At 72.5% G+C, this 10,307-nt stretch carries 10 protein-coding genes and 1 tRNA gene; 2 read left to right on the forward strand and 9 right to left on the reverse strand.

Annotated features, from left to right (window positions below):
* Positions 1 to 23 precede the first annotated feature (23 nt).
* The 4 genes from ITJ59_RS12240 to ITJ59_RS12255 all read right to left on the reverse strand — a co-directional run bounded on the left by ITJ59_RS12240 (position 24) and on the right by ITJ59_RS12255 (position 2,941).
* The gene (locus ITJ59_RS12240) at positions 24 to 629 is read right to left on the reverse strand and encodes an ANTAR domain-containing response regulator (protein WP_071291723.1); all 606 of its coding nucleotides are present in this window, start codon (positions 627 to 629) and stop codon (positions 24 to 26) included.
* A gap of 35 nt (positions 630 to 664) precedes the next feature.
* Positions 665 to 746: transfer RNA gene (locus ITJ59_RS12245), tRNA-Leu, on the reverse strand.
* 12 nt (positions 747 to 758) lie between these two features.
* Entirely contained in the window at positions 759 to 2,261 is a 1,503-nt protein-coding gene (locus ITJ59_RS12250) for a sensor histidine kinase (RefSeq protein ID WP_194651398.1), read from the reverse strand.
* Positions 2,258 to 2,941 carry a response regulator transcription factor gene (locus ITJ59_RS12255; RefSeq protein ID WP_323749485.1) on the reverse strand — a complete coding sequence of 228 codons (684 nt, stop codon included), beginning with the start codon at positions 2,939 to 2,941 and terminating at the stop codon, positions 2,258 to 2,260. Before ITJ59_RS12255 ends, ITJ59_RS12250 begins: the two co-directional genes overlap by 4 nt.
* Before the next feature lie 147 nt (positions 2,942 to 3,088).
* Between ITJ59_RS12255 and ITJ59_RS12260 the strand changes: the two genes are divergently transcribed.
* Positions 3,089 to 3,628, forward strand: a complete 540-nt coding sequence (locus ITJ59_RS12260) for a hypothetical protein (protein WP_194651401.1) — start codon at positions 3,089 to 3,091, stop codon at positions 3,626 to 3,628.
* 76 nt (positions 3,629 to 3,704) lie between these two features.
* Here ITJ59_RS12260 and ITJ59_RS12265 read toward each other — a convergent pair whose 3' ends face one another.
* The 3 genes from ITJ59_RS12265 to ITJ59_RS12275 are packed head-to-tail and all read right to left on the reverse strand — an operon-like array spanning position 3,705 to position 6,884.
* On the reverse strand, positions 3,705 to 4,883 hold the full coding sequence (locus ITJ59_RS12265) for a GAF domain-containing protein (RefSeq protein ID WP_194651402.1): 1,179 nt from the start codon (positions 4,881 to 4,883) through the stop codon (positions 3,705 to 3,707).
* 52 nt (positions 4,884 to 4,935) lie between these two features.
* Positions 4,936 to 5,343: a DUF779 domain-containing protein gene (locus ITJ59_RS12270; protein ID WP_194651404.1), complete on the reverse strand. Its 408-nt coding sequence runs from the start codon at positions 5,341 to 5,343 to the stop codon at positions 4,936 to 4,938.
* On the reverse strand, positions 5,343 to 6,884 hold the full coding sequence (locus tag ITJ59_RS12275; protein ID WP_194651406.1) for an aldehyde dehydrogenase family protein: 1,542 nt from the start codon (positions 6,882 to 6,884) through the stop codon (positions 5,343 to 5,345). The genes ITJ59_RS12270 and ITJ59_RS12275 overlap by 1 nt, the downstream gene beginning before the upstream one ends.
* Before the next feature lie 167 nt (positions 6,885 to 7,051).
* Here ITJ59_RS12275 and ITJ59_RS12280 point away from each other — a divergent pair, with 167 nt between their 5' ends.
* Positions 7,052 to 7,591, forward strand: coding sequence for an HdeD family acid-resistance protein (locus tag ITJ59_RS12280; RefSeq protein ID WP_194651408.1), 540 nt, complete (start codon positions 7,052 to 7,054; stop codon positions 7,589 to 7,591).
* A 3-nt stretch (positions 7,592 to 7,594) separates the two neighbouring features.
* On the opposite strand, the gene ITJ59_RS12285 is transcribed toward ITJ59_RS12280, so the two are convergent.
* Together ITJ59_RS12285 and pyk are read right to left on the reverse strand one after the other, a co-directional pair.
* Positions 7,595 to 8,689, reverse strand: a complete 1,095-nt coding sequence (locus tag ITJ59_RS12285; protein WP_194651414.1) for a VIT1/CCC1 transporter family protein — start codon at positions 8,687 to 8,689, stop codon at positions 7,595 to 7,597.
* Positions 8,690 to 8,818: 129 nt separating this feature from the next.
* Positions 8,819 to 10,264: a pyruvate kinase gene (pyk, locus tag ITJ59_RS12290; RefSeq protein WP_194651416.1), complete on the reverse strand. Its 1,446-nt coding sequence runs from the start codon at positions 10,262 to 10,264 to the stop codon at positions 8,819 to 8,821.
* Positions 10,265 to 10,307: the final 43 nt, after the last annotated feature.

The following is a 10,307-nucleotide window of genomic DNA, read 5'->3' on the forward strand; positions in this document are numbered from 1 at the left end:
GCTTCGTGAGCGACGAGGTCGTGCTACTTCTTGGCGCTGAGCTGCTCGATGATCGCCTTGGCGACGTCGTGCATCGTCAGGCGGCGGTCCATCGAGGCCTTCTGGATCCAGCGGAACGCCTCGGGCTCGGTGAGGCCCATCTTCTCGTTCAGCAGGCCCTTGGCACGGTCGACGAGCTTGCGGGTCTCGAAGCGCTCGACCAGGTCGGCGACCTCGGCTTCGAGGGTGATGATCTGCTGGTACCGCGAGAGGGCGATCTCGATCGCGGGGAGCAGGTCGTTCGGCGTGAACGGCTTGACCACGTAGGCCAGCGCGCCGGCCTCGGTCGCACGCTCGACGAGGTCCTTCTGGCTGAACGCCGTGAGGAGGACCACCGGAGCGATGTGGTTCTTGGACAGCTTCTCGGCTGCGGAGATGCCGTCGAGCTGCGGCATCTTGACGTCCATCACGACCAGGTCGGGGCGGAGGTCGGTGGCGAGCTGCACGGCGGTCTCGCCGTCGCCGGCCTCGCCGACCACGTCGAACCCGTTGTCGCGGAGGATCTCGACGATGTCGAGGCGGATGAGCGACTCGTCCTCGGCGACGACGACGCGGCGCGGTGCTGTTGCGGTTGCTTCTGTGTCACTCACAGCCGCAAGCCTACTAGACGTCAGAAGTTGCGTTGTACGAGTGGCGGGACTTGAACCCGCACGCCGTGAGGCAGAGCATTTTGAGTGCCCCGTGTCTGCCGATTCCACCACACTCGCGAGGACTCCAGGCTAGCAGGACACCTGCGCCCCGACGGCCGCCGCCGGCAGCGACAGCTCGAACACCGCGCCGCCCAGTACGCCGTCCGCCCCGTGCCGCAGCCCGCCGCCGTGCGCCTCGGCGATCCCCCGCGCGATCGGCAGCCCCAGTCCGGCGCCACCGGACCGGGCGTCACGCGCGGCCTCCAGTCGGACGAGCCGGTCGAACACGCGCTCGCGGTACTCCACGGGGATCCCAGGCCCGTCGTCCTCGACCCGGACCACGGGACCGGTGCCGTGGTCGCCGAGGCTGACCACGACCCTGCCGGTCGCACCCGCCGCACGCGCCGCGTTGTCGACGAGGTTGCCGACCACCTGGGCGAGTCGCTCGGCGTCGACGTCGGCGGGCACGGGGCGTTCGGGCACGTCCACGTCGAGGTGGACGGACGGCAGCCGGAGCCGGAGCCGTTCGCCCTCGGCAACGAGGAACGCCCCGAGGTCGACGACCCGTCGGTCGAGCTCGATCCCCCGGTCGAGCCGGGCCATGGTCAGCATGTCCTCGATGAGCCGCGCGGCCCGGTCCGCCTGGCGCACGACGTGCACGGCGAGGACCTCGCGGGTCCGGTCGTCGCCGTCGCCGCCGCGCACCAGGGTGTCGGCGGCGGCGCGGACCCCGGCGACGGGCGTCCGCAGCTCGTGCGCGGCGTCGGAGAGGAACGAGCGGACCCGCGCCTCGGCGGCGACCGCGTCCCGCTCGGCCCCCTCGACGGCGTCGAGCATCTCGTCGAGGGCGACGGCGACCCGCCCGATCTCGGTGTCCTGCCGGGTGGGCCGGAGTCGCCGGCCGCGGTCGCCGCCGGCGATCGACCGCGCGGTCGTCGCCATCTCGTCGAGCGGCCGGAGGGACCGGCGGACGACGAGCACCACGCCGAGGACGGCCACGCCGAGGAACGCCGCGGACGCGCCGCCCATCACCCAGCCGAGCTGCACGAGCGTGTCCTGGACGTCACGGGTCCCGGCGGTCAGCGTGAGGCGGGTGCCGTCGTCGAGCCGGCTCACCAGGGTGAGGACGCCGTCGTCCTCGCGCACCGTCGACGACGTGATCGTGGTGCGCTCGACCGTGCTCGTCGGTGTGGTCGTCGGCGTGGCCGCCGCGGTGGGCGTCCGACCGACGTCGCCGCTGCCGCGCGGCACCGTCGCCGGCAGGCCGCCCGGGTCGGGCGGACCGGTGCGGAGCTGGTCCGGGGTGGGGCCGGCCTCGACGGCGTCACCGTCGGGTTGGACGATCCGGACCGAGAGTCCCTGGGCGGACAGCCGGTCGGCGAGGTCCTCGACGTCGACGGTGCCGACGAGTGCCGCGGCGGCCGACGCACGGTCACGGAGCCGGTCCTCGGCCTGGGCGCGGAGTCGGACCCCGAGGACCACCTCGACCGCCACGGCCAGTCCGGCGAGCAGGACGGCGAGCAGGACCACGATGGCCACCACGGTCCGCAACCGCAACGAGGTCGTCCGGAGCGGACCGTCGTGGACGCTCACGCTGCCGTCCGCTCGTCGCTCAACCGGTACCCGATGCCGCGCACGGTGTGCACGAGACGGGGCCCGTGCGCCTCCATCTTCCGCCGGAGCGCACTGAGGTGGACCTCGACGACGTTCGCCGCGACGTCGTCGTACCCCCACACCTGCGTCGTGATCTGTCCCTTCGACACCGTTCGGCCCCGGCTCTCGGCGAGGAAGCGCAGCAGCCGGAACTCCGTCGCGGTGAGGTCGAGGAGCACTCCTGCCCGGCGAGCGGTGGCGGCGTCCGGGTCGAGCACGAGGTCGCCGACCTCGACGACCGACGGGATCCGGCCGCGCCGCCGCAGCACCGCCGTCACCCGTGCGACCAGCTCGGCCATCGCGAACGGCTTGACCACGTAGTCGTCGGCCCCCTCGGCGAAGCCACGCAACCGTTCGTCGAGCTCGTCGCGCGCGGTCATCATGACGACGGCGGCGTCCGAGGCCGACCGCAGACGTCCGGCGAGCACGATGCCGCTGGGACCGGGCAGCATCCAGTCCAACAACACGAGGTCCGGCGCGGCACGGCGGACGTCGTCCAGGAGGTCGCGGCCGTCGGCGGCCTCGGCGACGAGGAAGCCCTCGGCGCGCAGGGTGGTCGCGACGGAGGTGCGGATGGAGTCGTCGTCGTCGACGACGAGGATTCGAGCGGGAGCAGGCACGGCGGACACCGTAGGTCCCCTCGGCGGGCACCGAGCATGGAGGACGCTGGAGAATCCCTGTGCTTCAGGCATGCTTCAGATTCGGACTCGAGCGTCGTCTCCAGCGACGGATCAACCGGATCCGCCCGGTCACGGAACGGAACCACCATGCACGACGAACGAGACGACACGACCACCGCGACGAGTCCGCGACGCGGCGCACTCCTGCGTCGGGTCGGGATCGGCACGGCCGCAGCCGCGGTGCTGGTGCTCGGCGGGTTCGGCATCGCCACGGCGAACGCCGCGCCGAGCAGCCCCGGAGCGACCACGCCGACGGGTGCGCCGACCAGCGCGACCACGCCGGCTCCCGCGCAGCCCGACGGCGGCACCGCGACGGTGCCCGCACCACCCGGGGGCGGTCCCGCCACGGCGCCCGGCTGCACGGCGCTGCCGGATCCCGGTGCGCGCGCGACCGTGCCCGCGCCCCCGAAGGACGAGCAGGGCAAGGCCCCCACGCCGCCGAAGGACGGCGCGAAGAGCAAGCCCACCGCGCCCACCCCGCCGAAGGACGGCACGAAGAACAAGCCCACCGCGCCCACCCCGCCGAACGACGGCACGAAGAACAAGCCCACCGCGCCCGTCCCGCCGAAGGACGGCGGGACGGGGAAGGCGACGGTTCCCACCCCGGCACCGACCTCCGGTTCCTGATCACCAGGCCGGGAGGCGCACCCCGTCAGCGGTCCCGACCGCGCGGGGCGCGCCTCCAGGCCGGTTGTCGACCGTCTCAGACGCCCTCGAGCGCCTCGATCGCCGCCACGAGACCGGCCCGTCGCGGCGACCGCCGCGGCAGCACCGCGAGCAGCGCGCGGAGCACCCGCGCGTCCGCCGCCCCGTCGGGTGTCCGCGCCCACGCGAGCAGCGCGTCGACCCCGCCGTCGGCGACGACGGACTCGCGGAACCGACCCCGCACCAGGTCGCGCACGGCATCCACCCCCGGCGCAGCCGACCCCGGCAGGACCGGTCCGGCGTACCGGTCGACGGCCTGGAGGCGCGCCCCCCGGTCGAGCGCGGACAGCACGGTGTCGACGTCGGTCGCCATCCCGGTCACGCGGTACGGCCGCGACGTCACGGTCACGCCCGACGCGTGCTCCGCGAGGACCCGTCGGAGCCGCACCACCTCGGCGCGCAGGGTCACGATCGCGCCGGCGTCGCCGTACACCGCCTGCGCGAGGTCGGCGGCGGCCAACCCGTCCGGGTGGGCGGCGAGGACGACCAGGAGCTCGGAGTGCCGGGGCGAGAGCTGCACCCGGTGGTCACGGACGCGCAGGACGGCGGTGTCGGTACCGAGCACGGACAGTTCGGCGCCGGGTGCGGCCGGCGTCGACGCGGAGGGCGCCGGCAGGCGACTCGCGGCGAGGGCGAGCTGTGCCTCGGCGGCGGCGACCGTGGCGGCGAGCAACGACAGGGTGTGCCGCTCGACGGCCCGGTCGTCGCCGGTCAGGTCGAGCACCCCGACGGTGGCACCGCGGGCGTCGTGGACGGGCACCGCCGTGCACGACCACGGCTTGACGGCGTTCGCGTAGTGCTCCTCGGAACGGATCTGCACCGGTCGGTCGAGCCGCAGGGCCGTGCCGGGCGCGCTCGTGCCGACGCGGTCCTCGGCCCAGTCGGCACCGGGGACGAAACCCATGTCCTCGGCCGCGCGCCGTGCGGTGCGGGCACCGTCGACCCAGACCAGGCGGCCGGAGGCGTCACCGACCGCGACGACACAGCCGGCGGAGCGCGTGTCGTCGAGCAGCAGGCGCCGGACGACGGGGAGCAGGGTCGCGAGCGGGCCGTCGCGGCGGGCGGCGTCGAGCTCGTCGTCCCCGAGGGTGAGCGACGGCACACCGTCCGGGTCGACCGCCGCGGACCGCCGCCAGGACGCGGCGACGAGCGGGCGGAGCCGGTCGGGTGCGCGCATGCGTCCTCCGATCGACCCCACCCGCCGCACCGTCGCGACGAGTCCCGCCAGCCTACGTCCGGGGCACGGCCGGGACCAGGCCCAGATCGGCGAGCTCGGCGTCGTCGAGCATCCGCGACCGGGTCAGGAACCGCTTGCCCTCCGGACTCTCCACCGAGAACCCGCCGCCCCGGCCGTCGACCACGTCGATCGTCAGGTGCGTGTACTTCCAGTACTCGAACTGCGACTTCGACATGTAGACCTCGATCGGGTCGAGCCCGTCGACCGCGAGCGCTCCGAGCAGGACGTCACCGGAGCCGGTGCGGAACATGCCGACGGGATAGCACATCGGACTCGACCCGTCGCAGCAGCCGCCCGACTGGTGGAACATCAGGGGACCGTGCCGGGCGGCGAGGGTCCGCAGGACCTCCCCCGCCGCCGGCGTCACCGCCACGCGTGCGGTGTGCGGCCGACTGTCCATCAGAAGAAGCCCATCGGACCGTCGGCGTAGGACACGAGCAGGTTCTTCGTCTGCTGGTAGTGGTCGAGCATCATCTTGTGGTTCTCGCGCCCGATGCCGGACTGCTTGTACCCGCCGAACGCCGCCCCGGCCGGGTACTGGTGGTAGGTGTTCGACCACACCCGACCGGCCTGGATGTCGCGGCCGGCGCGGTACAGCGTCGTGGCCTCGCGACTCCACACGCCGGCCCCGAGCCCGTACAGGGTGTCGTTGGCCGTGGCGATCGCCTCGTCGTAGCCGCTGAAGGACGTCAGTGCGAGGACGGGTCCGAAGATCTCCTCCTGGAAGATCCGCATCGAGTTGTCGCCCTCGAAGACCGTCGGCGTGACGTAGTAGCCACCGGAGAGCTCGCCGCCCAGGTCGGCACGCTCGCCGCCGGTGAGCAGTTTCGCGCCCTCCTGCTTGCCGATGTCGATGTAGCTCAGGATCTTCTCGAGCTGGTCGTTCGACGCCTGCGCGCCGATCATCGTCGACAGGTCGAGCGGGTGCCCCTGCTTGACGGCGCGCACCCGGTCGAGGCCGTCGGCGACGAACCCGTCGTAGATCTCCTTCGCCACGAGCGCGCGGGAGGGGCAGGTGCAGACCTCGCCCTGGTTGAGGTTGAAGAACGTGAAGCCCTCGAGCGCCTTGTCGTAGAACGAGTCCTTCTCGGCGGCGACGTCGGCGAAGAACACGTTCGGGCTCTTGCCACCGAGCTCGAGCGTGACCGGGATCAGGCTCTGCGAGGCGTACTGCATGATGAGCCGACCCGTGGTGGTCTCGCCGGTGAACGCGATCTTCCTGATGTCCGGGTGCTGGGCGAGCGGTGCGCCGACCTCGATGCCGAAACCGTTGACGACGTTGAGCACGCCGGCGGGCAGCAGGTCGCGGATGAGCTCGACGAGCACGTGGATCGACGCCGGGGTCTGCTCCGCCGGCTTCAGGACGACGCAGTTGCCCGCGGCCAGGGCCGGCGCGAGCTTCCACACCGCCATCAGGATCGGGAAGTTCCACGGGATGATCTGCCCGACGACGCCGAGCGGTTCGTGGAAGTGGTAGGCCACGGTGTCGTGGTCGATCTCGCCGGCCGAACCCTCCTGCGCCCGGATCGCCCCGGCGAAGTAGCGGAAGTGGTCGATCGCGAGCGGGATGTCCGCGCCGAGGGTCTCGCGGATCGGCTTGCCGTTCTCCCACGTCTCGGCGACGGCGAGGGCCTCGAGGTGCTCCTCCATCCGGTCGGCGATCTTGTTGAGGATGATCGCGCGCTCAGCGGCGCTCGTCTTCCCCCAGGTCGGGAACGCCTTCCAGGCCGCCGCCACCGCACGGTCCACGTCGGTGGAGTCGCCACGGGCGACCTCGGTGAAGACCTTGCCGGTGACGGGGGTCGGGTTCTCGAAGTACCGACCGCTCGCCGACGGGACGTACTCGCCGCCGATGAAGTGGTCGTACCGCGATCGGTACTGCACGAGGGAGCCCGCTTCGCCGGGTGCGGCGTAGCTGGTGGGCGATGGTGCGATGGTCATGGTGGTGGCCTTTCGACGACGCTGTCGGGGCACGTTCGGATCGCGTGCCTTCCCGCACGGTACGTCCGCGGGGGTTGCATCCGGTTGCACGGGCACGACGGCTGCACGGCGCCGCCGTCGGCCGGGTAGCGTTCGGGACTCCATCGGTCCGATCAGGAGGAGTGTCCGTGGATTCTCGTGCCGTCCGCACGTTCCGGGTGTTCGTCGTCGTCACGGCGGTCGTCGCGATCGCCCTCGGGATCGTCGCCATCGCGTGGCCGCGGCCCTCACTGGTCGTGGTGGCCCTGCTCTTCGGCGTCTACCTCGTCGTCGCCGGTGCCCTGCGGGTGGTGGCCGCGGCGCGCGGGCACGGGACCCCGACGGTGTGGCGGTGGACCTCGGGGATCGTCGGGGCGCTCGTCGCGGTCGCCGGGCTCGTGGCGCTGCTCGACCCGGCGATCCCCCTGGTCGTCTACGCGGTGCTGGCCGGGGTCGGCTTCGTCATCGAGGGCATCGTCGCGATCGTCGGCGGGTTCGTCGGCCACCCGGGGTCGTCCCGCGTGCCGACCCTGGTGAGCGGGGTGCTCTCGATCCTCGGCGGCGTGGTCGTGCTCGTCGCGCCGGGCCTCGCGCTCACGGTCTTCATGGTGTTCGCGGGCATCGCGCTCATCGTCGTCGGCGCCGCGGCCCTGCTGCTGCTGCCGCCGCGCGCCGCCGTCCGCCGGTAGCCGTCAGGCGGCACCGGTGCCGAACAGCAGCCCGAGCGCGTAGGTCACCACCGCAGCGCCGAACCCGATCGCCAGCTGCCGGAACGCCCGCTTGCCCGGCGACGCCCCGCTCAGGACACCGACGACCGCACCGGTGCCGAGCAGCGCGAGCCCGACGAGCGTGCCAGCGACCGCGATGGCCGCCCACCCCTGCATGCCGAGCAGGAACGGCAGCACCGGGATGATCGCGCCCGACGCGAAGAACAGGAAGCTCGACACCGCGGCACTCAGGCCGTTGCCGACCGCCTCGTGGTCGTCGACCGTCGCCACCGGGCCGGTCGTCGGACGCCGCTCCCCGATGCCGGACAGCACGTGTGCCGCGTGCTCGGTCGCCTCGGCCTCGGACATCCCACGGGCACGGTAGACCAGGGCGAGCTCGTTCGCGTCGACGTCGAGGTCCGCCACGGCCTGGCCCGCGTCGGGGTGCGGCGTGGACGCCTCGAGCAGTTCACGCTGCGACCGGACCGAGACGTACTCCCCCGCACCCATCGACAACGCGCCGGCGAGCAGGCCCGCGATGCCGCTCAGCAGCACGAAGTGCCGGTCCGCACCGGACGCGCTGATGCCGATGATGAGCGCCAGGTTCGACACCAGCCCGTCGTTGGCCCCGAAGACCGCTGCGCGGAACGTGCCGGAAAGCCGCATCCGGCCGCGGTTCGCGAGCCCGCGGACCACCTCGCCGTGGATGCGCTCGTCGGCCGCCATGCTCGCGGTCGCGTCGTCGTCGTCCGCGTAGGGTGAACGGTCCTCGGCACGCTGCATGAGCGCGAGGACGAAGACCGACCCGAAGCGCTTCGCCAGCCCGGCGAGGACGCGCGTGCGGAGGCTCCCCCGCATCGGCCTGCCGACGTCGTCACCGAGCAGGTCCAGCCAGTGCTGCTCGTGCCGGCCCTCGGCCTCGGCCAGGGCGGCGAGGATCGCGCGCTCCTCGCCGGAACGCCGTGCGGCGAGGTTGCGGTACACCGCGCCCTCGGCGCGCTCGTCGGCCAGGTAGCGACGCCAGCGGCGGACGTCGGCGCGCGGCGCCGGGTGTTCGGTGGGGAGGCTCACAGCAGCCATCCTGCCGCCTGCGGCCGACGGATGGTCACCACCACGGCCGTGGGGACGCGGCAGGGCGCGGACCGGAGGCGACGCGCGTTCGTACGCCGGGCCTCCCGTCCGCGCCCTGTCGGCGAGGGATCCTGCGGATCAGTCGCGCACGTAGGCCGGCGCGGCCTCGGCGTGGGCGTCGCCCACGCGGTGCACGCGCAGGTCGTTCGTCGAGCCCTCGATCCCGGGAGGGGAACCGGCCGTCACGATGACGCGGTCGCCGGGGGCGGCCAGGCCGTTCTCGAGGAGGACGTCGTCGACCTGCGAGAAGAGCTCGTCGGTGTGGGTCTTGCGCTCGACGAGGAAGGACCGCACGCCCCAGGTGAGGGCCATGCGGCGACGCGTGGCCTCGTTCGGGGTGAAGGCGATGATCGGCAGACCGTGGCGCAGCCGGGACATGCGGCGGGCCGAGTCACCGGACTCGGTGAACACGCAGAGGTACGACGCCTCGGTGAACTCGGCGATCTCGACTGCGGCGAGCGTGATCGCCCCGCCGAGGGTGCGCGGCTTCGTGCCGAGCGGCGCGATGCGCTCGAGGCCGTGGTCCTCGGTGGACTCGACGATGCGGGCCATCGTGCGGACCGTCTGCACCGGGTACTCGCCGACGCTCGTCTCGCCCGAGAGCATGACGGCGTCCGCGCCGTCGAGCACGGCGTTCGCGACGTCGGAGGTCTCGGCGCGGGTCGGGATCGGCGACGAGATCATCGACTCGAGCATCTGCGTCGCGACGATGACCGGCTTCGCCATGCGGCGGGACAGCTCGACGGCGCGCTTCTGCACGATCGGGACGGCCTCGAGCGGCAGCTCGACACCGAGGTCACCGCGGGCGACCATGATGCTGTCGAAGGCGTCGATGATCTCCTCGAGCGCGTCGACGGCCTGCGGCTTCTCGACCTTGGCGATGACGGGGAGGCGCTTGCCCTCTTCGTCCATGATCTCGTGGGCGCGGACGACGTCCGAGGCGTTCCGCACGAAGGACAGCGCGATGAGGTCGGCACCCTGGCGGATCGCCCAGCGGAGGTCGGCCTCGTCCTTCTCGCTGAGCGCGGGGACGTTGACGGCGACGCCGGGCAGGTTGATGCCCTTGTTGTTCGACACGGTGCCGCCGACGACGACCTCGGTGCGGACGCGGACACCGTCGGTGTCGAGCACGCGCAGGCGAACGCGACCGTCGTCGATGAGCAGCGGGTCGCCGGGCTTGACGTCCTGGGGCAGGCCCTTGAACGTCGTGCCGCAGATCTCCTTGGATCCGGGGACGTCCTCGGTCGTGATGGTGAACACGTCGCCGACCGCGAGGTCGTGCGGGCCGTCGGCGAACTTGGCCAGGCGGATCTTCGGACCCTGCAGGTCGACGAGGATCGCGACGGGCTTGCCGAGCTCCTCGGCCGCGCGACGGACGTTCACGTAGTTGGCTTCGTGGACGCTGTAGTCACCGTGGCTGAGGTTGAGTCGGGCGACGTCGACGCCCGCTTCGATGATCTCCTTGACGGTCTCGTAGTCCGACGTAGCCGGTCCGAGCGTCGAAACGATCTTTGCGCGTCTCAATGGATTCCTTCGTGTGGTGGATGGTGCTCTGGTTTCCGCGCTG

It is taken from the genome of Curtobacterium sp. VKM Ac-1393 (assembly GCF_015350995.1).
GTDB lineage: Bacteria > Actinomycetota > Actinomycetes > Actinomycetales > Microbacteriaceae > Curtobacterium.